Origin of the sequence: Streptomyces sp. NPDC059696 (assembly GCF_042733745.1) — a bacterium.
Lineage (GTDB): Bacteria > Actinomycetota > Actinomycetes > Streptomycetales > Streptomycetaceae > Streptomyces.
The window spans coordinates 114149-137040 of the sequence record NZ_JBHWFG010000014.1 but is presented as its reverse complement, the minus strand read 5'-3'; the positions used below and the strand labels follow the sequence as shown (position 1 = coordinate 137040).

The 22892-nt window shown below is 72.3% G+C and carries 21 protein-coding genes and 1 tRNA gene; 15 read left to right on the top strand and 7 right to left on the bottom strand.

The genetic code is table 11. The annotated features are described in order from the left end of the window. Positions 1–92 precede the first annotated feature (92 nt). The 3 genes from ACFV20_RS17780 to ACFV20_RS17770 all read left to right on the top strand — a co-directional run bounded on the left by ACFV20_RS17780 (position 93) and on the right by ACFV20_RS17770 (position 3294). Entirely contained in the window at positions 93–1034 is a 942-nt protein-coding gene (locus ACFV20_RS17780) for an ROK family protein (protein WP_385657604.1), read from the top strand. After that, on the top strand, positions 1034–2245 hold the full coding sequence (gene nagA / locus ACFV20_RS17775) for an N-acetylglucosamine-6-phosphate deacetylase (RefSeq protein WP_385657602.1): 1212 nt from the start codon (positions 1034–1036) through the stop codon (positions 2243–2245). Before ACFV20_RS17780 ends, nagA begins: the two co-directional genes overlap by 1 nt. Positions 2246–2364: 119 nt before the next feature. Next, positions 2365–3294, top strand: a complete 930-nt coding sequence (locus ACFV20_RS17770) for a 1-phosphofructokinase family hexose kinase (RefSeq protein ID WP_385657687.1) — start codon at positions 2365–2367, stop codon at positions 3292–3294. 9 nt (positions 3295–3303) lie between these two features. On the opposite strand, the gene ACFV20_RS17765 is transcribed toward ACFV20_RS17770, so the two are convergent. After that, on the bottom strand, positions 3304–4236 hold the full coding sequence (locus ACFV20_RS17765) for a carbohydrate-binding protein (protein WP_385657601.1): 933 nt from the start codon (positions 4234–4236) through the stop codon (positions 3304–3306). A gap of 117 nt (positions 4237–4353) precedes the next feature. Further along, complete coding sequence (gene cdgB, locus ACFV20_RS17760) at positions 4354–6012, bottom strand: diguanylate cyclase CdgB (RefSeq protein ID WP_385657599.1); 1659 nt, start codon at positions 6010–6012, stop codon at positions 4354–4356. 336 nt (positions 6013–6348) lie between these two features. On the opposite strand from cdgB, the gene ACFV20_RS17755 reads away from it, so the two are divergent. Continuing rightward, a complete protein-coding gene (locus ACFV20_RS17755) occupies positions 6349–6933 on the top strand; it encodes a flavin reductase family protein (RefSeq protein ID WP_385657597.1) in 585 nt (194 codons plus the stop codon). Between the two features lie 139 nt (positions 6934–7072). Here the strand turns inward: ACFV20_RS17755 and arfB are convergent, their stop codons facing one another. Then, on the bottom strand, positions 7073–7510 hold the full coding sequence (arfB, locus tag ACFV20_RS17750) for an alternative ribosome rescue aminoacyl-tRNA hydrolase ArfB (RefSeq protein ID WP_385657594.1): 438 nt from the start codon (positions 7508–7510) through the stop codon (positions 7073–7075). 160 nt (positions 7511–7670) lie between these two features. Here arfB and ACFV20_RS17745 point away from each other — a divergent pair, with 160 nt between their 5' ends. Continuing rightward, a complete protein-coding gene (locus ACFV20_RS17745) occupies positions 7671–8246 on the top strand; it encodes a TerD family protein (protein ID WP_010035999.1) in 576 nt (191 codons plus the stop codon). A 169-nt stretch (positions 8247–8415) separates the two neighbouring features. After that, the gene (locus ACFV20_RS17740) at positions 8416–8928 is read left to right on the top strand and encodes a GNAT family N-acetyltransferase (protein ID WP_385657592.1); all 513 of its coding nucleotides are present in this window, start codon (positions 8416–8418) and stop codon (positions 8926–8928) included. A gap of 4 nt (positions 8929–8932) precedes the next feature. Here ACFV20_RS17740 and ACFV20_RS17735 read toward each other — a convergent pair whose 3' ends face one another. Continuing rightward, on the bottom strand, positions 8933–10324 hold the full coding sequence (locus ACFV20_RS17735) for a M1 family metallopeptidase (protein WP_385657685.1): 1392 nt from the start codon (positions 10322–10324) through the stop codon (positions 8933–8935). A 220-nt stretch (positions 10325–10544) separates the two neighbouring features. Between ACFV20_RS17735 and ACFV20_RS17730 the strand changes: the two genes are divergently transcribed. Continuing rightward, positions 10545–11045 (top strand): hypothetical protein, encoded by a 501-nt coding sequence (locus tag ACFV20_RS17730; protein WP_385657589.1) that lies wholly within the window; start codon positions 10545–10547, stop codon positions 11043–11045. A gap of 6 nt (positions 11046–11051) precedes the next feature. On the opposite strand, the gene ACFV20_RS17725 is transcribed toward ACFV20_RS17730, so the two are convergent. After that, on the bottom strand, positions 11052–11729 hold the full coding sequence (locus ACFV20_RS17725; RefSeq protein ID WP_385657586.1) for a pentapeptide repeat-containing protein: 678 nt from the start codon (positions 11727–11729) through the stop codon (positions 11052–11054). Positions 11730–11858: 129 nt separating this feature from the next. On the opposite strand from ACFV20_RS17725, the gene ACFV20_RS17720 reads away from it, so the two are divergent. From ACFV20_RS17720 to ACFV20_RS17690, 7 genes are all read left to right on the top strand, one after another. Then, entirely contained in the window at positions 11859–13019 is a 1161-nt protein-coding gene (locus tag ACFV20_RS17720; protein ID WP_385657583.1) for an FAD-dependent oxidoreductase, read from the top strand. A 65-nt stretch (positions 13020–13084) separates the two neighbouring features. Then, positions 13085–14068, top strand: coding sequence for a zinc-binding dehydrogenase (locus tag ACFV20_RS17715; RefSeq protein ID WP_385657580.1), 984 nt, complete (start codon positions 13085–13087; stop codon positions 14066–14068). 486 nt (positions 14069–14554) lie between these two features. Further along, on the top strand, positions 14555–16057 hold the full coding sequence (locus ACFV20_RS17710) for an MFS transporter (protein WP_385657577.1): 1503 nt from the start codon (positions 14555–14557) through the stop codon (positions 16055–16057). Between the two features lie 63 nt (positions 16058–16120). Continuing rightward, the gene (locus tag ACFV20_RS17705; protein WP_385657574.1) at positions 16121–17029 is read left to right on the top strand and encodes an aminoglycoside phosphotransferase family protein; all 909 of its coding nucleotides are present in this window, start codon (positions 16121–16123) and stop codon (positions 17027–17029) included. Positions 17030–17075: 46 nt separating this feature from the next. After that, positions 17076–17624: a hypothetical protein gene (locus ACFV20_RS17700; RefSeq protein ID WP_385657571.1), complete on the top strand. Its 549-nt coding sequence runs from the start codon at positions 17076–17078 to the stop codon at positions 17622–17624. 135 nt (positions 17625–17759) lie between these two features. Beyond that, positions 17760–18194: a hypothetical protein gene (locus ACFV20_RS17695; protein WP_385657568.1), complete on the top strand. Its 435-nt coding sequence runs from the start codon at positions 17760–17762 to the stop codon at positions 18192–18194. 17 nt (positions 18195–18211) lie between these two features. Then, positions 18212–20773: a tetratricopeptide repeat protein gene (locus tag ACFV20_RS17690; protein WP_385657566.1), complete on the top strand. Its 2562-nt coding sequence runs from the start codon at positions 18212–18214 to the stop codon at positions 20771–20773. 187 nt (positions 20774–20960) lie between these two features. On the opposite strand, the gene ACFV20_RS17685 is transcribed toward ACFV20_RS17690, so the two are convergent. Further along, a tRNA-Thr gene (locus tag ACFV20_RS17685) sits at positions 20961–21034 on the bottom strand. Positions 21035–21092: 58 nt separating this feature from the next. Continuing rightward, entirely contained in the window at positions 21093–21599 is a 507-nt protein-coding gene (locus tag ACFV20_RS17680; RefSeq protein WP_385657563.1) for a DUF3224 domain-containing protein, read from the bottom strand. Positions 21600–21733: 134 nt separating this feature from the next. Here ACFV20_RS17680 and ACFV20_RS17675 point away from each other — a divergent pair, with 134 nt between their 5' ends. Next, a complete protein-coding gene (locus ACFV20_RS17675) occupies positions 21734–22714 on the top strand; it encodes a helix-turn-helix transcriptional regulator (protein WP_385657560.1) in 981 nt (326 codons plus the stop codon). Positions 22715–22892: the final 178 nt, after the last annotated feature.

Sequence of the window (22892 nt, the reverse complement as noted above, 5' to 3'; positions counted from 1 at the left end):
TCCGCCGCCGAAAACATTTCGATATCCGGAACAAGGTCTACACCACGTGAGTGGACTAGACCTCTTGCGGGTCCCCGGGTCACACTGTCCCCGTGAGACATGTCATCGCCCTGGACGTGGGCGGCACCGGGATGAAGGCCGCGCTGGCGGGTCCGGGGGGCGAGGTGCTGCACCGGGCCCGCCGGGCCACCGGACGCGCCCAGGGGCCGGACGCCGTCGTCGCGGGCATCCTCGACTTCGCCGCCGAGCTGCACGCCTACGGCACCGAGCGGTTCGGCGCACCCGCGTCCGCCGCCGGCGTGGCCGTCCCGGGCATCGTCGACGAGGCGGACGGCGTCGCCGTCTACGCGGCCAACCTCGGCTGGCGGGACGTCCCCCTGCGCGAGCTGCTGGCGCAGCGGCTGGGCGTCCCGGTCGCCCTCGGGCACGACGTGCGCACCGGCGGCCTCGCCGAGGGCCGGGTCGGCGCGGGCCGGGGCGCCGACCGGTTCCTGTTCGTGGCGCTGGGCACCGGCATCGCGGGGGCCATCGGCGTCGACGGCCGGGTCGAGGCGGGCGCCCACGGCTTCGCGGGCGAGATCGGCCACATCGTCGTACGCCCCGGCGGGGAGCCCTGCCCCTGCGGACAGCACGGCTGTCTGGAGCGCTTCGCCTCTGCGGCGGCCGTGAGCGAGGCGTGGGCCAGGGCCTCGGGCGACCCGGACGCGGACGCGGCGGACTGCGCGAAGGCGGTGGACTCCGGTGACCCCAGGGCGGCCGCGGTCTGGCAGGAGGCCGTGGCCGCCCTGGCCGACGGCCTGGTCACGGCCCTGACCCTGCTGGACCCCCGTGTCCTGATCATCGGCGGCGGCCTGGCGGAGGCGGGGGAAACCCTGTTCACGCCGCTGAGGGAAGCGATCCGCACCCGCATCACTTTCCAGAAGCAGCCGACGATCGTCCCCGCCGCGCTGGGCGACGCTGCCGGTTGCCTGGGGGCGGGCCTGCTGGCCTGGGATCTTCTGGCATCGACCGACCGCATGGAGGTAACGCCCTGATGACCGATGCCCCAGGGGCGCGGGGAACTGCGCGACAGGCCCCGACGCACCCGCACCCCGCGACGGCCGGCCGGCCCACGGTCCTGACCGGCGCGACCGTGGTCCTCCCCACGGAAACCGTCGAAGGCGGCCGTCTGGTGATCGACGGCACCCGCATCGCCACCACCGCCCCCGAGAACGCCCACGTCATCGACGCGACCGGCCACTACCTCGTCCCCGGCTTCGTCGACCTGCACAACCACGGCGGCGGCGGAGCCTCCTTCACCTCCGGCTCGGCCGACGACATCCTCAAGGGCATCCACACCCACCGCCTGCACGGCACGACCACCCTGGTCGCCTCCACCGTCACCGGCGACATGGACTCCCTGACCCACCGCGCCGGCCTGCTGAGCGAACTCGCCGAGCAGGGCGAGATCGCCGGCGTCCACTTCGAGGGCCCGTTCATCTCCCCCTGCCGCAAGGGCGCCCACTCCGAGGCCCTGCTGCGCGACCCCCACCCCGCGGAGGTCCGCAAGCTGATCGACGCGGCGCGAGGCCAGGCCAGGATGCTCACCCTGGCCACCGAACTCCCCGGCGGCCTCGACTCCGTACGCCTCCTCGCCGACCACGGCGTGATCGCGGCGATCGGCCACACGGACGCCACGTACGAGCAGACAGTGCAGGCCATCGACGCGGGAGCCACGGTCGCCACGCACCTCTTCAACGCGATGCCGCCGCTCGGCCACCGCTCCCCCGGCCCGATCACCGCGCTGCTGGAGGACGAGCGGGTCACGGTCGAGCTGATCAACGACGGCACGCACCTGCACCCCGCGGCGCTGCGACTGGCGTTCCATCACGCGGGCGCGGCCCGGGTCGCGTTCATCACGGACGCGATGGACGCGGCCGGTTTCGGCGACGGACGCTACTGGCTGGGCCCGCTGGAGGTGGAGGTCGCCGACGGCGTGGCCCGACTGGTGGGGGACGGCACGATCGCCGGCTCGACCCTCACCCTGGACCGTGCCTTCAAGCGGGCGGTCACCGTCGACGGCCTCTCCGTCGAGGACGCGGTGACGGCCCTGTCCGCCACCCCGGCCCGCCTCCTCGGCATGGCCGACACGATCGGCTCACTGGAGCCCGGCAAGTACGCCGACCTGCTGGTCCTGGACTCCGCGTACGAGGTGAAGGGCGTGATGCGCCGGGGCGAATGGGTGGTCGGTCCCCAACTGGGCTGATCCGTCCCGCAGTCGAAAGACGGTGGCCGACTCCAGGACTGGGCCGACCGCCGTCTCTTTGGCATGATCGGGCTACCTGCACGTTCATGTCGGCACGCACATCGGGGGAGGTCGGCCCGGTGATCCTCACGGTCACTCTGAACACCGCTCTCGACATCACCTACCGCGTACGGTCCCTCCGGCCGCACGCCTCCCACCGCGTCTCCGAGGTGACGGAACGCCCCGGCGGCAAGGGCGTCAACGTGGCCCGGGTGCTGGCGGCGCTCGGGCACGAGGTGACGGTGACGGGCTTCACGGGCGGGGCGACGGGCCGGGTCGTGCGGGAGCGGCTCGCGGCGGTGCCGGGGGTGCTGGACGCGCTGGTCCCGGTGACGGGCGCGACCCGCCGCACGGTCGCCGTGGTCGACGAACGCACCGGCGACACGACCCAGCTGAACGAGCCGGGCCCGACGATCACGCCGTCCGAATGGTCGGCGTTCCAGGAGACCTACGCGGCACTGCTCCCCGGGGTGTCGGCGGTGGCCCTGTGCGGCAGCCTCCCGCCGGGCGTTCCGGTGGGCGCCTACGCGGGCCTGGTCCGCACGGCCCGCTCCCACGGTGTCCCGGTCCTGCTGGACACCAGCGGCGAGCCCCTGCGCCGGGGCGTCGCGGCCCGCCCGGACATCATCAAGCCGAACGCCGAGGAACTGGCGGAACTGACGGGCTCCCACGACCCGCTCCGCGCGACCCAGGACGCCCGCCGCCGGGGCGCGGCGGCGGTGGTGGCGTCCCTCGGCCCGCAGGGCCTCCTGGCGGTGACCCGCGACGGCCGCTGGCAAGCCACCCCACCGGCCCCGGCACGGGGCAACCCCACAGGCGCCGGCGACTCCGCGGTAGCGGGCCTGCTGTCGGGCCTGGTGGAACACCTCCCCTGGCCGACCCGCCTGGCCCGGGCCATAGCCCTGTCGGCCGCGACGGTGACGGCACCGGCGGCGGGGGAGTTCGACCGGGGGGCGTACGAGGAGCTGCTGACGAGAGTGACGGTCGCGGGAGAGGTCAGCGCGGCGTGAGCCGGGCCGTCACTTCTTCAGCCAGACCTGGTCGAGCACCGCGTCACACTGGTTGCCCTCGTTGCAGGCGATCTCGATCGTGTTGGTGCCCTTGGTCAGGTTGACGTTGGACCACGTCTCCTGCCAGCCCTTTTCCCAGTCGCCCTTGGGCTGACCGCTGAAGTTCTTCATGTTGACGGGCCGGTCCTGGGGATCGCCGTTGACCACCAGCGTGGCGTTGGCGTCCACACCCGGGATGCCGTAGCGCACGTAGAGGCGGTAGCTGCCGGCCTTCTCGATACCGTCCACCGTCCAGGTCACCTTGGCGCCGACCTGGTTGAAGCCCGTGACGTAGACCCCGCCGTCGGCCTTCGCGCCCTTGAAGTCCGACGCCGTCGTCAGGCCGGGGCTGAGCCGCAGGGCCTTCGCGTCGACCTCGGGGAGGTCCTTCTGGGCCGCTCCGCCCTTGCTCGCCGAAGGGCTCGGCTTCGGCTCCTCGGACTGGGTCGGGGTCGTGCCCCCCGCGTCGGACGCCTTGTCCTTGTCCTTGTCGCCGCCCAGCATGGCCACGCCGATGCCGACGACGACCGCGGCGACCACCGCGATCGCGCCGATCAGCAGGCCCTTGGTGTTCGGGCCGCGGCCGCCCCGGCCGCCACCGACGCCGACGGACGGCATCTGCTGCTGCGCGGTCTGCGCCCCGCCGGGCAACGTCTCCGGCGCCGCGTAGTGCGCGTTCGGCTGGCTGTACGCGCCCTGCTGCTGGGGTACCTGACCGTACGGCGCCGCCTGCGCCTGCTGGCCGTACTGGCGGGTGCCGACCGCCCTGACCCGGTTGACCGAGTTCGGGTAGCCGTAGCCCCCGGACGGCGGCTGGGCTCCGTTGGCCTGCCCGTCGGCGTAGAGATAGCCGAACGGGTCGTCGTCCTCGGGCGTGCTCGCGCCGTTGTTGCCGGGCGTCATCCCTTGGTCTCCTCAGTCAGGTGCGGTGCATGCGGTACTTGGGTGAGTAAGCGAGCCTACCCGCTCCCAGAGACCCAAACGGGTGACTCAGACCGCATCAACTCGCTGACCTGGGCTTCACCCGGCGCGTCTGTGTTGTTTGGGACGAGATCGTTTCTCGACGTACATCCGCTCGTCAGCGGATTTCAACACTTCGTCCGCCGTCATTCCACAGTGTGCCCATCCGATGCCGAAGCTGGCCCCGACCCGCACGGCCCGCCCCTCGGCACGGATCGGCTGGATGATCTCGTTGCGCAGCCGGACTGCGAGGTCCTGCGCGTCGGCCCGGCCGAGCCCGTCGGCCAGGATGACGAATTCGTCACCCCCGAGCCGGGCGACCGTGTCCCCGTCGCGCACGCCGTTGCTGAGCCGCCGCGCCACCTCGATGAGAACCGCGTCACCGGCGTTGTGCCCGAACCGGTCGTTGATCGACTTGAAGCCGTCGAGGTCGCAGAAGAGCACGGCGAGGCCCTTGGTGCCGTCGTCGTGGGCCCCGTCCGGGGCGACGGTGTGCACATGGTGGTCGTAGGCGTCGAACGGCTCGGCACCCTGCCGGAAGTCGAAACCGGGCCCGGCCACGTCGAACGCGGGATGCCCGTAGGCCGCGTCGACGGACTCCACCGCGGTGTGCGGGGACGACGCGCGTTGACAGAGCCGCGCGGACAGCCGGGAGCGCAGCTCGGCGGAGTTCGGCAGGCCGGTGAGCGAGTCGTGCGAGGCGCGGTGGGCGAGCTGGAGCTCGCGGCGCTTGCGCTCCTCGATGTCCTCGACGTGGGTGAGGAGGAAGCGGGGCCCGTCGGCGGCGTCGGCGACGACGCTGTTGCGCAGCGACACCCACACGTACGTGCCGTCCCGGCGGCCGAGGCGCAGCTCCGCGCGTCCGCCTTCTGCCGAGGTGCGCAGCAGGGTGCCTATGTCCTCGGGGTGGACCAGGTCGGAGAACGAGTAGCGGCGCATCGCGGAGGCGGGACGGCCCAGCAGCCGGCACAGCGCGTCGTTGGTGCGCAGGATCCGGCCGTGCTGGTCGCCGCCCATCTCGGCGATGGCCATGCCGGACGGCGCGTACTCGAACGCCTGCCGGAAGCTCTCCTCGCTCGCCCGCAGGGCCTGCTGCTCGCGCTCCAGGCGGACCAGGGCGCGCTGCATGTTGGCGCGCAGCCGGGCGTTGCTGATGGCGATGGCGGCCTGGAAGGCGTACATCTGGAGCGCTTCGCGGCCCCACGCCCCGGGCCGGCGGCCGTTGCGCGGCCGGTCCACGGAGAGCACGCCGATCAGTTCGCCGCCCGCCGCGCTGCCCTGCGGGCCCCGCGCGTACATGGGGGCGAACAGGCGGTCGGCGGGGTGCCACTCGTCCTCGAAGCGGGGGGCGGGGCCGTCGGTGTACCACTGCGGGACGTCGTCGTCGTCGAGGACCCAGCCCTCGGTGTGCGGTATGAACACCAGGTCGCCCCAGTGCTCGCCCATGCCGAGCCGGCGTTCCCAGGAGTCGCGCGAGCCGACGCGGCCGGTGATGAGGGCCTCGGCGGCGGGGTTCCCGGCGAAGGCGGCGACGACAAGGTCGCCGTCCGGCCGTACGAGGTTCACGCACGCCAGCTCGTACCCGAGGGCGGCGACCACGCCCTCCGCGACGGTCTGCAGTGTGTCCGCCAGGCTGCGGGCCGTGTTCATGTCGGCCATGACCTGGTGCAGTTGTCGCAGGGACGCGAGACGGACGTAGGGCTCCGACTCGGCCTCCATGCTCGCCCTCCCCCCGAGTACTCGCAGCGATTCAAGGGTCTCGTCGGCGTATCGCCCTGGCAGCTTCCCCGCCACTGAATCACAGCGCGCTGCTCACTCGGTACACAGGGTCAACAATTCCTGCCCCTTGTGACTCAAGTCACAGGCAAACCTGAACAATTGAGTGGAGTTTCTGCGTTCTTCACGTGCGGCTACCGAACGCAAAGTTTGTCGGATTGCGCACCTGCGTGTTCCCCGTGCCCCTGCGCGACGCCGTAGGTCCGCCGGTGGTCCTAGGACCGTATTCGGGCGGGAGCCCGATGCGGGCCATGCCGGACGGAGATTAGCGTTCCGGGTGTGCCGAACATACCCGCTGCCCCGTCCCCGATCATTCCGTCGCCCGCCTCCGGGCATGCTGAGGGGGTGAGCAACGACGAGTTCCGCGCCGCCATGGCCCGGCTGGCCTCGGGCGTGGTCCTGGTGACCGCGCAGGAGGCGCCGCTCGACCCGGACGACCCCACGGCGCCGGGCGGCGAGGACGTGGGCATGACGGCCACGGCCTTCATGTCGGTGTCCCTCGACCCGCCCCTGGTGCTGGTGAGCCTGCGCGAGGGCTCCCGCATGGACGAGCTGCTGGAGGAGCAGGACCTGTGGGCGGTCTCGGTGCTGTCCGAGAGCCAGCGGCACATCGCGGGACGCTTCGCGATGAAGGGCCGCGTCAGCGACCGGCTGCTGTTCGCCGACATCCCGCACACGCGCGGCGCGTACACCGGCGCCCCGCTGGTCGGCGGCGCCCTGGCCGTCCTGGAGTGCCGCACCGAGCAGCGCGTGGCCGCCGGCGACCACACACTGGTGATCGGCCGCGTCCTGACCGCCCGCGTACCGAGCGCGGAGGCCGGCCCCCTGACGTACTTCCGCGGCCGGTACCGGCAGTTGGGCTGAGCGGCCGGGGCCGAACCGCTCCGCGGAAACCGTGGGCCCGGGGCCGGGCCGCCCGCCTGGGGTAGGGGGTTTCCGATGGACGTCGCGACGCCGTGAAGGTCCGTCGGAAGCCCCTCCGGCTCCGGGTCCGCAGCCCCCTCTAGCCCCAGTTCCGCGCGGAGCGGCCCTGCTTGGTCTCCGAGCGCTGCTTCTTCTCCCGCAGCCGGCGCTCGTTGATGCCCCGGGGGATCCGGGTCGGCTTGCGGGGCTTGGGCGGGGGCGCGGTGGCCTCGGCCAGGAGCGCGGCGAGGCGTACGGCGGCGGCCTCGCGGTTGCGCCACTGGGAGCGGTGCTCGGAGGACCGCACGGTGACGACCCCGTCGACCAGCCGCCCGGCCAGCCGCTCCAGGGCCCGCTGCTTCCACACCGCCGGCAGCGCCTCGGTCCTCGCCAGGTCGAAGCTCAGCTCGACCTTCGAGTCACTGGTGTTGACGTGCTGCCCGCCCGGCCCCGACGACCGCGAGAAACGCCACATGAGCTCGGCCTCGGGCAGGGAGACGGAGCCGCGGATGACGTGGTGACCGGACATGCCGTCCATGTTCCCGCTTCTGTCCCGTCCACGTCACCCCAATAATCGCGGGTAAAGAAAGTAAAGGAGCTGGAACCCTGCGCACCCCTCTCCGCGTTCATGGGGATAGCTGTAGCTTCGATGCCGCAGCTTCTCCGCCGCATGTAAACGAGGGAAGGGACTCCCAACAATGGCTGTAAGCCTGTCCAAGGGTGGCAACGTCTCGCTCACCAAGGAGGCTCCGGGCCTGACCGCCGTCACCGTGGGCCTCGGCTGGGACGTCCGCACCACCACCGGCACGGACTTCGACCTCGACGCCTCGGCGATCGCGGTCAACACGCAGGGCAAGGTCTACTCGGACGCCCACTTCGTCTTCTTCAACAACAAGCAGACGCCGGACAACTCCATCGTGCACACCGGCGACAACCGCACGGGCGAGGGTGCCGGCGACGACGAGGCGATCAACGTCAACCTCGCCGCCCTCCCGGCCGACATCGACAAGATCGTCTTCCCGGTGTCCATCTACGACGCCGAGAACCGCTCGCAGAACTTCGGCCAGGTCCGCAACGCCTACATCCGCATCGTCAACCAGGCCGGCGGCGCCGAGATCGCCCGCTACGACCTCTCGGAGGACGCGGCCACGGAGACGGCCATGGTCTTCGGCGAGCTCTACCGCAACGGCGCCGAGTGGAAGTTCCGCGCGGTCGGCCAGGGCTACGCCTCGGGCCTGGTCGGCATCGCCCAGGACTTCGGCGTGAACGTCTGAGATACGCCTGAGCGCTGCGCAGAGATTCCCCGGGCCGGACAACCGGCCCGGGGGCTCCCCCGAGGGGCGCGGGGAACCGCGCGAACAGCCACGGCCCACCCTCACCGGACAAGGCGCCCCGGCCCCTACGGCGCGGGCGGGACCATCCCCACCCGGGTACGTTTCCGACGTGATCCTCGCCCCGCTGGCCTCGGCTCCCCTCAGCGATCCCCTCCTGACGGAGCTGACCGCCCTCTACGCCTCCAACCACGCCTTCCACACCCTGACCGGCGACTTCCCCGACCCGGAGGACATCCGCCCCGAGCAGGTCGCGGCGGCCCTGGCGCAGGAGCGGGAGCACCCCGGCACCGAGATCCTGCTCGCCCGCAGCTTCGGCCGGCTCATCGGCATCGCCGTCACCCTCGCCCACCACCCCGACCCCGCCGACCCGGACCCCTGGATCGGCCTGCTCATGGTGGACGGGCGTCTGCACGGCCAGGGCCACGGCCGCCTCCTGGCGTCACTCGTGGAGGACCGCTTCCGCGCGGCGGGCCGCGACGCGGTGCGTCTGGCCGTCCTGGCGAACAATCCGAAGGCCCTGGCCTTCTGGACGGCCCTCGGCTACCAGGTCGTCGACCACCGTGAGGATCTGCAGCACGGGCGGCCCTGCGCGGTGCTGCGCAAGGACCTGTCCACGCCGTGAGGCCTCAGGCCCGCTCCGGCTTCCCGTCCCCGTACAGCCACTCGTCCCAGACCGGCCCGAGATCGACCCCGGGCGCCTGCTTCTCGACGAACGCCGTGAAGTCGGCCGTGTCGGCGTTGCCGTACCGGTAGGTCGCCGCCCACCCCCTGAGGATCGGGAAGAACCGCTCGTCCCCGACGGCCTGCCGCAGCTTCTGCAGCACCATCGCCCCCCGCCAGTACACCGGCGGGTCGGTGATCTGCGCGGCGCTCGGCGGATCGGCCGGGGGGAACTCCCAGATCTCCTCCGCCGCCTCCTCGGTGTCGAAGTGCTCACCCGAGTACACCGCGTCGAACGTCTCCCGCGTGCTGCGTCCGCCGTGGTCCTCCTCCCACAGCCACTCCGCGTACGTGGCGAATCCCTCGTTGAGCCACATGTCCTGCCAGCTCGCGGGCGTGACGGAGTCGCCGTACCACTGGTGGGCGAGTTCGTGGACGAGGAGCGGGAGGTCGGGGGCGCCGGGGAACACCGGGCGCGTCTGGGTCTCCAGGGCGTAGCCGACGGACGGAGCGCTGTCGACGACGGCCCCGCCGGCGCCGAACGGGTACGGCCCGAACCGCCGCTCCGCCCACCGCAGCACCTCGGGAAGCCGCCCGAGCACGGGCCGGCTCGCCGCCGCCTCCGCCGGGTCGACGGCCGTGTACACGGGCAGGGCACCGGCCCGGGAGCGGTTGATGTCGAAGCGGCTGATGTCGAAGCGGCCGATCGCGAGGGTCGCGAGGCAGCTCGCCATCGGCTCACCGGTGTGCCACACGAACGTCGTTCGCCCGCGCGCGGTCGTCTCGCTCCGCAACTCCCCGTTGGACACGGCCCGCAGCCCCTTCGGCACGGTCACCGTGAGGTCGTAGGCCGCCTTGTCGGAGGGGTGGTGGTTGCCGGGGAACCACGCCATCGACCCCGTCGGCTCGCCCAGCGCGAGCACCCCGTCCGCCGTGCGCAGCCAGCCCTCCTCGGAACCGTCCGGGTCGGTGACGGTCTCGGGCGTCCCGGAGTAGCGGACGGTCACGCGGAACGTCTCGTCCCGCTCGATGTCGTCGTGCGGCCGGACGGTGAGCTCCTGCCCCGCGCGGTTCCAGCGGGCGATCCGCGAACCGACGGTGACCTTCTCGACCTCCATGCCGAGCAGGTCGAGGTTGAAGGCGGAGAGGTCCTCGGTCGCGCGGGCGGTGAGGACGGCGGTGCCGGTGAGGCGCTGGGCGCCGGGCTCGTAGCCGAGGCGCAGACCGTAGTGGCTGACGTCGTAGCCGCCGTTGCCGGCCTTCGGGAAGTACGGGTCGCGCAGGCCGGAGCCACCCGGGGCGCCATGCACCCCACCGCCGCACGCGGTGAGGACGAGGACCGCGGCGAGGAGCGTGATCGCCGGGAGGAGAACCTTCGCGGGGCGCCGGGTGGTGACGGGGCGCCGGGTGGATACGGCGAGCCGGTGCGAGGTGATCGCGGGGCGCCGGGTGGATACGGGGTGCCGGTGCGCGGTGGTCGCGGGGCGCCGGTGCGAGGTGGTCTCGGGGGTCGGGGGGACAAGTCGTGCAGAACGGGCCACGGCCGCGATCCTACGATCACGTGACACCATCACCTCCGTGCTCGACATCGGCTACGCCCTCTCCAACCGCTTCCCCGACCCGCCGCAGACCGACTACCGCCGCGCGGACGTCCGGGCGCTGCGGCACGACCTGTTCTGCGGGGACGTCTACCTGGCGGACACCAAGACCGACCACGAGGTGTCCACAGCCTGGGGATGGGTGCCGGTGCTCGACTTCGCGTGGGCGCTGTGCGACATCGTGGAGCGGATCGACCGGGACCCGGCAGGCTCCCGGGCATCCCGGCCGCAGCGGGCCGAGCTGGACTTCACCGAGTCGACGGACCGGATGCTGTTCGAGCGCCGCTTCGGCTGGGTGGACATCGAGGCCGACTGGATGCGCGCGGAGGAGCCCCCGCTCACCGTCTCCCACAGCGAACTGCGCCGCGAGGCGAGGGACTTCCTGCACGACCTGATCGCCGACCTCACCGACCTGCACGACGACCTCGCGGAGAACCCGGCGATCTGGACCCTCCAGGCCCGCTTCCCGCGGGTCTCCTGACGCCGCTCAGCCCTCCACCCGGATCCCCCACTGCGCCGCCAGCACCGGTGCCAGATCCAGCAGCTGCGCCGTGCTGATCACCGCCCCCGACAGCCGGTCCAGTCCCCGGCTGATCTCCAGGGACGCGGCACCGCGCAGGTCGACGTCGGTGAGGGTCGCCGCGTGCAGGTCGGCGCCCCTCAGGGCACAGTCCACGAACTCCACGCGCTCCAGACGGGCGCCGCCGAAATCCGGCTCGACCAGGACGCAGCCCTCGAAGACGACGTCCCTGAGCCGGGCCGTGCGCAGGTTCAGACAGTCGATCTTGCCGCCGCGGATCAGCACCCGCTCCAGCACCGCCCCGTGCAACTGCGGCCCGCCGAGCCGGGCGTCGGTCAGCTCCACATCGCGCAGGGTCGCCTCGGCGAGGTCGGTGCCCACGCCCCGGACACCGGTGAGGGACGAGTCCAGCACGCGGGCGTGCCGCAGCCGGGTCTCGTCCAGCGCGCAGCCCGTCAGCGCGCAGTCCATGAACCGGGCACCCGATCCGTCCTGCCCCGAGAGGTCCGTCTCGCTGAACTCCAGCCCGTCGTAGTCCCCGTCCGGCTCCAGACCACCGCCCCCGTACGGCTCCAGCACCGGCAGCCGCACCTCCGGTCGCCGCGCGCCCTTCACACCCGTACCGCCCGCCGCTCTATTCGCCATCCCCCCATGCTGCACCTCACCACCGACAACGCCCCTGACCTGCGCGGACACCGGCGATGTCACATTCCGGCGGCCTCGATCGGTCGTACTCCCGTAAAGGCGGCCCCGACCCGAGGGAGATCCACAGTCATGCACCGCATCACCGTCATCGGCGGCGGCTTCGCCGGACTGACCGCGGCCATCACCGCCGCCGAGGCAGGCGCCAAGGTCACCCTCCACGAGGCCCACCACACCCTCGGCGGCCGGGCGCGCACCGCCGAGGGCCCGTACCGCACCAACGAGGGCCCGCACGCCCTCTACAACGGCGGCCCGCACTGGGCCTGGCTCAAGCAGCGCGACCTCATCGGCCCGCTGGCGCCCCTCCCGCCCCTGGAGGCGGCCCGGCTCCGGCTGCGGCACCACGGCGTGCTGCGCCGCACCCCGCCGTTCGCCCTGCTGAAACTGCTGCGCCGGACGGGCCGGCCGGCACCCGTGGACGCCGACTTCCTCACCTGGGCGACCGACCTCGCGGGCGAGGAAGGGGCCCGGGCCGCCGCCCACTACTCGGCGGTCGCCCTGTTCCACCACGACCCCGGGTCGCTGTCGGCCGCGTTCGTGCAGGAGCGGCTGCGCCGCGCCACCAAACTGCCGCCCGAGGCGCACTACCCGCGCGGCGGCTGGGCGAGCCTCATCGACCGGATGGCCGCCCGCGCCTGGAACCTGGGCGTCCGGATGGAGACCCTGTCCCGCGTCGACACGCTCCCCACCGACACACCCGTCGTCGTCGCCACCTCCCTCGACGCCGCCCGCCGTCTGCTCGGGGACGACTCACTGACCTGGCCGAGCGGCCGTACCGCGCTCTTCGACCTGGCCGTACGCACCCGGCGCGGGGACGCCTTCGCCGTCTCCGACCTGGACGCACCGGGCTGGCTGGAGCGGTTCACCGCCCAGGACCGCAGTCTGGCCCCGGCCGGGGAGCAGCTGATCCAAGGACAGATCCCCCTCGCCCCGCACGAGTCGAAGGCCGACGGTGTCGCCCGCGCCGAGCAGCTGCTCGACCTCGGCTTCCCGGGCTGGCGCGAACGGCTCACCTGGCGGTGCGCGTCGGTGGCGAACGGCCGTACGGGCGCGGTCGACCCGCCCGGCACCAGCTGGCGCGACCGGCCCGCCGTGGACCGGGGCGACGGGGTGTACCTGGCGGGGGACCAGGTCGCCGCGCCCGGAGTGCTGTCGGAGGTGTCCTTCAACAGCGCCCTGACGGCCGTCTCCCTGGCCCTCGGCCGACGCGAGCTTGACCTCAAGCAAGCTTGAGGTTGAAGGCTGGTCCCAGCGAACGCCCCACCGCAGAACGAACGTTCATCAGAGGGAGAGTTGTCATGCACGCCATCCGCCTGCACGCCTTCGGACCGGCCGAGAACCTCACCTACGAGCCGGTCGAGGACCCCCGCCCGGGCCCCGGCCAGATGCGGATCGCCGTACGCGCGGCGGGCGTCCACCTTCTGGACGCCGCCCTGCGCGAGGGCATGCCGGGCGGCCCGGCGAACGAGCCGGCGGCCCTGCCCACCATCCCCGGGCGCGAGGTCGCCGGCGTCGTCGAGTCACTGGGCGAGGGCGTCGCCGACCTGTGGCTCGGCAAGCGGGTCGTCGCCCACCTCGGCTTCGTCCCCGGCGGCTACGCCGAACTGGCCGTCACCGAGGTCGAGCGCCTGCACGAGATCCCCGGCACCCTGGACTTCGCTGAGGCCGTCGCCATGATCGGCACGGGCCGTACGGCGATGGGGATCCTGCAGTTCGCCGAGCTCGGCCCCGACTCCGTGGTCGTCGTCCCGGCCGCCGCCGGAGGCATCGGCACGCTGCTCGTGCAGCACGCCAAGAACGCCGGCGCGACCGTCGTGGGCCTCGCGGGCGGGCCGGAGAAGACCGCCCGGGTGGAGGCGTCGGGTGCGGATCTCGCCGTCGACTACAAGGACCCGGCCTGGCCCGCGAAGGTCCGCGCGCACCTCGGCGGCCGGACCGCGACCGTCGTCTTCGACGGCGTCGGCGGGGACATCGCCCGCGAGGCGGTCGCCCTCCTCGGCCCGGGCGGCAGGCACATCGTCTTCGGCTGGTCCGGCGAGGGCATCCGGGACGGCGGCCCCTACCTCGTCGACGGCGTCTCCGAGCAGGTCCTCGGCCCGGTGATGCTGGGGAAGGCCGGCGGCCCCGACCCCCTGCGCACCCTCGAACTGCGCGCCCTCACGGAGGCCGCGGCCGGCCGCCTCACCCCGGCGGTACAGCGCTTCCCGCTCCGCGAGGCGGCGGCGGCACACCGGGCGCTGGAGGGCCGGGGGACGATCGGAAAGGTGGTACTGGAGCCGTGACACGGCTCGACGACGGCCGGGCCCCGGTGCGTCGTGGCCGGTCACGCCCCTCGACGGCGTTGCCGACACGCCCCTTTTCAGGGGCGCGGGGAACTGCGCGCACAGCCCCCGCCGGGCCACACCCGGACGACGACCGGACCCAGGCGCTACGGACAGTGACACCGCCCCGGGCCGCACCCCCACGACGGCCGGGCAGCCCCGCACCCCACGGCGACCGACCACGACCCGGCATTCCACCGGAGACGACGCCGGGCAGCTCCGCACCCCACGGCGGCCGGCCAGGACCCGGCATCCCACCGGAGACGACGGCCCGGCCCGCACCCCCACACCCACGACGGCCGGACATGCCCCCGCACTCCCCACGACGGCCGGACATGCCCCCGCACCCCACGGCGACCGACCGCGACCCGGCACCCCACCGGTGACGACGGCCCGGGCGGGGATTCCGCGGATGCAGGCCGCCCGGATCCGTGGTCTTCTGACGGGATGAGTGGCACCCGGGCAGGCGAAGAGGGCCCCTCCGTGGACACCGACCCGCGCCGCTGGTGGGGCCTGGTCGTCATCGCCCTGGCACAGCTGATGGTCGTGCTCGACGCGACCATCGTGAACATCGCCCTGCCCTCCGCGCAGCGAGACCTCGGCATGTCCGACGGCAACCGGCAGTGGGTGATCACCGCGTACACCCTCGCCTTCGGCGGACTGCTCCTGCTGGGCGGCCGGATCGCCGACCTGGTGGGCCGCAAACGGACCTTCGTCATCGGGCTGATCGGCTTCGCCGCCGCCTCGGCACTCGGCGGCGCCGCCACCAACGCGGGCATGCTCTTCGGCGCCCGGGCCCTCCAGGGCGCCTTCGCCGCGGTCCTGGCACCCTCCGCGCTGTCCCTGCTGACCACGACGTTCACCGACCCGAAGGAACGCGGCAAGGCCTTCGGCATCTACGGTGCCCTGGCCGGCAGCGGCGCCGCGATCGGCTTCATCGTCGGCGGGCTCCTCACCGAGTACCTCGACTGGCGCTGGTGCCTCTACGTCAACGTGCCCATCGCCCTCGTCGCCGTCCTCGGCGCGCTCGCGCTGCTGCACGACCGCCCCGGCCGCGCCGGCGCCCGACTCGACGTCCCCGGGGTCCTGCTCGGCTGCGGCGGCCTCGTCGCGATCGTCTACGGCTTCAGCGAGGCCGAGTCCCGCGGCTGGACCGACCCGCTGGTGCTGTCGCTGTTCGCCGGCGGGATCCTGCTGCTGGCCGTGTTCGTCTGGTGGCAGTCCCGGGCGCCCATGCCGCTGCTGCCGCTGCACATCATCCGGGACCGCAACCGGGCCGGCTGCTTCCTGACCATGGCGCTGGCCGTGATCGGCATGTTCGGCCTATTCCTGTTCATGACGTACTACCTCCAGGCCGTGCTCATGTACTCCCCCGTCAAGACCGGCCTGGCCTTCCTGCCCCTGACGGCCGCGATCATCATCGGCTCGACCCAGATCTCCGCCCGGCTGCTCCCGCGGGTGCCCCCGCGCATGCTGATGGTCCCCGGCATGGCCCTGGCCGCGAGCGGCATGGTGCTGCTGACCGGGATGACGACGCACTCGTCGTACGCCTCCGACATCCTGCCCGCGCTGCTGCTGCTCGGCCTCGGTATGGGCCTGACGTTCATGCCGGTCTTCGCCACCGCAACGGCCGGTGTCGCACCGCACGACTCCGGCGTGACCTCGGCGACCGTCAACACCTCGCAGCAGGTCGGCGGCTCCATCGGCACGGCCCTGCTCAACACCATCGCCACGACCAGCACCGCCACGTACGTCACGGCCCACCTCACCGACCCGTCCGACCGCACCCGGGTGGTGCGGGAGGGCGTCGTCCACGGCTACACCGTCGCCATCTGGTGGGCCGCCGGCATCATGCTGCTGGCCGGTCTGGTCGCGGGCCTGATGGTCACCACGAAGGCCCCCGGCCACGGCGCACCGACGGCGGCGCCCGTACAGGAACCAGTGACCTGAGGGACCGGGAGCCCGCGCGGAAATGCGCATGCTGCGCCCGGCGCGCCGCACTACCGTGCCGGGGTGATCGACATTCCCCGGGAACTGGCGGCGTCACAGGAGAAGTTCAACGGCGAGGCGGGCCGCGCGTTCATCGCCGGGCTGCCCGCGCAGACGGCCCGTTTCCTCGACCACTGGGGCCTCGGCCTCGACGGACCGCCCATGCACGGCGTCTGCGCCCTGGTCCTGCCGGTCGTCCGCGGCGACGGCACTCCGGCGGTCCTCAAGCTCCAGATCCTCGACGAGGAGAGCGAGGGCGAACCGGTGGCGCTGCGCGCCTGGGACGGCGACGGGGCCGTCCGTCTCCTCGACCACGACGAGCCCACCGGCACCATGCTGCTGGAACGCCTGGACGAGACGGGCATGCTGGCCCGGGTGCCGGACGTCCACGAGGCCGTGGTCACCATCGCCGAGCTCCTGGCCCACCTCACGTCCTTCCCGGCCCCGCCCGGTGTGCGCCGCCTCGGCGACATCGCCGGGGCCATGCTCGACCAGACCCCCTGGGCCCTGGCCCGCATCCCCGACCCGGAGGCCCGCCGACTGGTCTCCGACTGCGCGGCCGCGCTGCGCGAGGTCGTGGACGAGCCGGGCGACCGCCTCCTCCACTGGGACCTCCACGACGAGAACGTCCTCGCCTCCGACCGCGCCCCCTGGCTCGCGATCGACCCCAAGCCGCTCGCCGGCGACCCCGGCTTCGAACTGTGGCCGGCCCTCGACAACCGCTACGACCCCGAGGACGTCCGCTGGCGCTTCGACGCCATGACCGACATCCTCGCCCTGGACCGCGCACGGGCCCGCGCCTGGACCCTCGCCCGCCTCCTCCAGAACGCCCTGTGGGACATCGAGGACGGCCGCCCCCTCGACGACAGCCAGATGGAGATCGCCCGCCGCCTGGGAACGGCCGGGCCCCGGACACCCCGGCGCGGACGATGAGCGGCGCCGCATCGACTTCGGGCCGCTCGCCGGGTATGCCGTCTCCATGACAGACGCTTCCACCGTGGTCCCTCTGGTCACCGGGCTGGGCGGGGCCGTGATCGGAGCCGCGGCCGCCGTGTGGGTACCGATGCGTCAGCGGCGGCATCAGTCCCGGGACGAGGAGCGGGCCTTCCACGAGCGCCTCCTCCGCGAGGAGATCAGCCGGCTCACCCAGCTGCGGACCACGGGCCGGGCCTGGTTCGACGTCCTGCTCCGCGCCCACCAGAGCCTGGAGGCGGGCCGGGCCGTCGACCTGGACCGCTTCGACGACGAGCTCACGAAGACCAGCCAGGGAGCGGCCACCGTGGGCTACCAGCCACCGGGCCCGGCGACGGCTCCCTCCCGCGAAGTGCAGGATCTCTCCGCCCAGATCTTCGAGCAGCTGCAGGACCTCTCCTGGGACCTCCGCTCCCACATCATCCACAGCCCCGCCCCCGGAGAATCCACCCCCGACTTCACCGGCCGCATCACCCACATCAAGGACCTCCGAGCAGCCCTCAACGTGAAACTCCTCGAACGCATCGAGCACCTCTCACGCCAGCTGCTCCCCTGAGCCCCGACAACCCGGATGGGAAGCCCTTGGCAGCCGACACCGGGGCGGCGGGTGCGGGTTGGTGATTCGGCTCATCGAGTGACGAGTTCCTCCTTATGCTGAACTTCTTGTCCATTGATGCTTGGGGGAGTTGTCGTGCTGGTCGAGGGACTGATCGCGGTGGCGGCGGCGGGTGGCGGGGCGATCGTGCAGGCGGCGGGGACGGACGCGTGGGCCGGGATCCGCGGCGGTGTCGCGCGGATCCTCGGCCGTGGCGAGGCAGGGCGGGAACAGGCAGAGCTGGAGCGGCTCGACCAGACCCGGGCGGAACTGGAGTCGGCCGGCGACGGAGCGGGGTCGGACCGGGTGCAGACCGTTCTGGCGACCCGCTGGCAGACCCGTCTGGAGATGCTCCTCGAGCAACTCCCGGAGCAGGAGCGCCAGCAGGTGGCCGCTGAGCTGGAGGCTCTGGTCCAGCAGGTGCACACCCAGGCACCGGTGCAGAGCACACACAACGACTTCAGCAATGCGACGTTCACCGACAGTCAGGTTCTGGGCAGCGGCACGCAGAACAACACGATCAACCGGTAGCGGTACGGGCGGCGGGCATGGGGGCGAGGAAGACGTCCGGCAAGCGCAAGAGCGGCGGCAAGAGCGGCGGCAAGAAGGACAAACGTCCCGGCCAGGGACAACGCGCCGGTACCAGTTTCGCGGGCGCGTCGTTCGTGCGCAGCCAGGTGCTCGGCAGCGGGACTCAGACCACGAAGATCGACGTGCAGGCGTACGCGGCGGTGCCGACGGCACTCAACTCCCTTCCGGGGCTGCCGCAGGAGTTCACCGGTCGCGAGGACGAGATCGCGAAGATCGTGGCCCTGCTGGCCCCCGGGATCGGTTCGGGTGCGACGGTGGGGTCGGTCGCGGGGCTGCCGGGCGTGGGCAAGACCACCCTCGCCCATGCCGTGGGGCACGCCGTGCTCGACAAGGGCTGGTTCACGGCGGTGCAGATGGTGAACCTGCGCGGCTACGACCCGACCCCTGTCCCGCCGGAGGACGCACTGGAGGCGCTGCTGCGAGCCCTCGGTGTCGCGGCGCAACACATTCCGCCCACGCTGGACGAACGGGAGGGGCTCTACCGCTCCCAACTCGACGCTCTGGCACGTGAGGATCAGCGGGTCCTGATCCTTGCGGACAACGCCTCGACCTCGGACCAGATCCGGCCGCTGCTTCCGGCTCGTCACCACGCCGTGCTGGTGACCAGCCGGCACGCCCTGCCCGGGCTCGGCGCCCGTCTGTTCAACCTCCACCCCCTCCAACCTGATGCCGCCGTCGACCTCCTGCACCATCGGCTGGAGGTCGCCGACCCCGACGACCACCGGGTCGAGGACGAGCCCGCCGCCGCGGACGAACTCGCCGCGCTCTGCGGCTACCTCCCCCTGGCCCTGCAGATCGCCGCCGCGCTCCTCGCCGACGATCCCGACCAGCCGCTGTCCGAGCGGGTGCGGATGCTCACCGACGCCGGCACCCGCCTCGGCGGCCTCGACGACGGCGAACGCAATCTGCGCGCAGTCTTCGACGAATGCCTGACGCGTCTCTCTCACCAGGAGGCCGACCTCTACCGTCTGTTGGGCCTCCACCCCGGCCCGGACATCTCCACGCCCGCCGTCGCAGCTCTCACCGACCAGCCCGCCGACAAGATCACCCCGGTCCTGCGACAGCTCGTCCGAGCACGCCTGCTCACCCAGAACAGCCAGGCCCGCGACCGCTGGTCCCTTCACGACCTCTTGCGCGTTCACGCCCAGGAGCAGGCCCGCACCACCATGGACCGCGGCCGTGTGCCCCGCCGACGCTTCGAACAGGCCCGCACCCGGCTCACCGATTACTACGTCCGCCATTCCGCAGCGGCCGAGACACACCTCCAGCCCCCCGGCGACGCCGTGTCAGCGTTGTTCGCCGGACGAGATCAGGCGCTGGCGTGGTTCGACGCCGAACGCGAGAACCTCCTCGCCACCACCCACTCCTACGCCCGCACCCAAACAGCCATGGACCTCGGATTTGCCCTCGGCCACTACCTGAAATGGCGACGGCGACTCCAGGATCTGGCGACCGTCCGCGCCCACGCACTCGAAGCCTGCCAGGCACTCGGTGACACGTTGAATCTGGCCGGTGCCTGGAACAACCTCGGCAGCGCCCTCCAGGACCTCCGGCGCTACACCGAAGCCCTCGACGCCTACCGAACCGCACTCGACCTGCACCGGCAGACCGGCGACACCCACGGCCAAGCCGGCGCCTGGAACAACCTCGGCAACGCACTTCAACGGCTCCGGCGCTACACCGAAGCACTCGACGCCCACCGCACCGCACTCGACCTGCACCGGCAGACCAGCGACACCCACGGCCAAGCGAACGCCTGGAACAACCTCGGCAACGCACTCCAAGAGCTCCGGCGCTACGCCGAAGCACTCGACGCCCACCGCACCGCACTCGACCTGTACCGGCAGACCGGGGACACCCACGGCCAGGCCGGCGCCTGGAACAACCTCGGCAACGCACTTCGGGAGCTCCGGCGCTACACCGAAGCACTCGACGCCCACCGGATCTCACTGGACCTGCACCAGCAGACCGGTGACCCACACGGCCAGGCCGGCGCCTGGAACAACCTCGGCAACGTGTTCAAAGAGCTCCAGCGCTACACCGAAGCACTCGACGCCCACCGCACCGCACTCGACCTGCACCAGCAGACCGGCGACACCCACGGCCAAGCGAACGCCTGGAACAACCTCGGTAACGCACTCAACGGGCTCCGGCGCTACACCGAAGCCCTCGACGCCCACCGAACCTCACTGGACCTGAACCAGCAGACCGGTGACACCCACGGGCAAGCCGTCGCCTGGAACAACCTGGGCACGGCCTGTCGCGGCCTGGATCGATACACGGAGGCGATCACAGCCGGGGAGAAGGCCATCGAGATGCTGACCCAGGATGAGGACTGGGCACGTACCGGCGAGGCCTGGGCGGAGTTCGCCGCCACTCTGAAGGCGTCCGGCGCCGATCCGTCCCGGGTCCGGGAGGCATGGGAACAGTCCGCCACCGCCTACGCCCGGGCAGGCGACGACGAAGCAGCAGCCACATCCCGTGCGAATGTCGAGTGCCCGCCAGGTGCAGGACGCTGAGTCCGCCCAGGTCTGAGTACATTCGACCCGAGGTCTGAGGCAGAGCCAATGCGGTCCGACCGGCGACCCGCACCACAAGCGGTCCAGAACGTCTTCACATCGGCCCGCGCAACACACCCCGCACCGCCGCCGCATCCATCGACGACAAAACCCCAGGTCAGACCACATCTGACCTGGGGTTCAGCGGAGCCCCCTGTCGGATTCGAACCGACGACCTACGCATTACAAGTGCGTTGCTCTGGCCAGCTGAGCTAAGGAGGCGGGTGCCGTGGTGCGCGTTGCCGCGCTTGAGGGGCGGCACCACTGTACACAGAGGCCGTTACGCCGAGCCACGAAGTTCCGGGCCGCGGGTGCACTCCTCCAAGGAGTAGGCAAACCGGTACGGCACCGCCGTCTCGCCGTGCCGTGCGGTGAAGCCGCCCTTCCCCGTGAGGCCGGTCAGCTCGCCGCTGCCCGAGCCCGGCACCACCTCGAAGGTGCAGTGCACGGTGCCGTCCTCGCCGAACCACCCTCGCTCCTCCACCGCGAAGCTGCCCTCACGGCCCTCGACGCGGCCGGTGAGGAGTTCCATGCCGCTGAAGGAGCCGGTCTTCGCGGTGACGTAGACGATCGCGTACTCACAGATCGTCCCGGCCGCCTCGATGCCGCCCGTGAAGGTGTTCCGGACGGAGGCGTGCGCGAGGCGGGGGTTCGCGTCCTCGGCCGGGCCGATCACGCGTTCCTGCCAATCGGCGAAGGTGAAGTGTCCAGTGGTGGCGGCGGTGGTGGTGGCGGCGGCGGCCGTGGTGGTGGCGGCGGTGGCGGTGGTGCTGCGGGTGTCGGGCATGGTGATCCTTTCGGGCGGTTGCTCGTCGACGTGCCTGGATGTGCGGGCGCGTGCCTCGCCGTGCTCCACCAGCCTGAACGCCGTACCTGACATCTCCTGTCAGGTACGGCTCGGCCACCGCGACAATGGCCCCCATGCGCGCCGACCGGCTCCTCTCCCTGCTCCTGCTGCTCCAGAACCGCGGGCGGATGACCGCGCCCGAGCTCGCCGCCGAGCTGGAGGTGTCGGTGCGGACCGTCTACCGGGACGTCGAGGCGCTGGGGGCGGCCGGCGTGCCCGTGTGCGCCGACCGGGGGCCCGAGGGCGGCTACCGGCTGGTCGACGGGTACCGGACCCGGCTGACCGGTCTCACCGACGCCGAGGCCGGTTCGCTGTTCCTCGCCGGCATGCCCGGACCCGCCCGGGACCTGGGGCTCGGGGCGGTGCTGGCCAGCGCCCAGCTGAAGGTCCAGGCGGCCCTGCCGGCGGAGCTGTCCGGGCAGGCGCGGCGGGTCCAGGAGCGGTTCCACCTGGACGCGCCCGCCTGGTTCCGGGAGGCCGACCCGGTGCCGTGCCTGGAGGCCGTGGCGGCGGCCGTGTGGGAGCGGCGGATACTGCGGCTGCACTACCGGCGCTGGCGCGGCGAGGTCCACCGGGAGGTGCGGCCGCTGGGGCTCGTCCTGAAGGGCGGCATCTGGTACCTGGTCGCCCTGGCGGAGGAGGCCGTACGGACCTACCGGGTCTCGCGCGTGCTGTCCGTGACGGAGACGGGCGAGCTCTTCGACCGCCCCGCCGGGTTCGACCTGGCCGCCTACTGGGGGGCGTCCTCCCGGCACCTGGAGGCCGCGCTGCGACACGGGGTCGCCCGGGTGCGGCTCTCGCCGCGCGGGCGGAAGCTGCTGCCGATGCAGTTCGGGGCGGCGGGCGTGCGCGCCCTGGAGAGCGCGGGCGCGCCGGACGCGGACGGCTGGACCGAGGTGGAGCTGAGCGTGGAGACGGAGGCCGTGGCCGTGGGCGACCTGTTGCGGCTGGGCCCGGAGGCCGAGGTGCTCGGTCCGCCCGAGCTGCGGCAGGCCGTCGCCCGTGCCGTGGCGGCACTGGCCCGCCGGTACGGGCGGAGTGACGGGCCGGAGTGACGGTCCGGAATTACGGTCCGGAATTACGGTCAGGAGTCACGGCGACCCGGGTTCCGGTCCAGAGTGACGGGCCGGAGTGACATGCACGGGATCGAGCCGCTTCGAAAATTTCCGCGAAGTTCACAGAGCCGGAACTACTGACAGACGTGTGAACGCCAGGTACCGTCCTGAGCCAGTT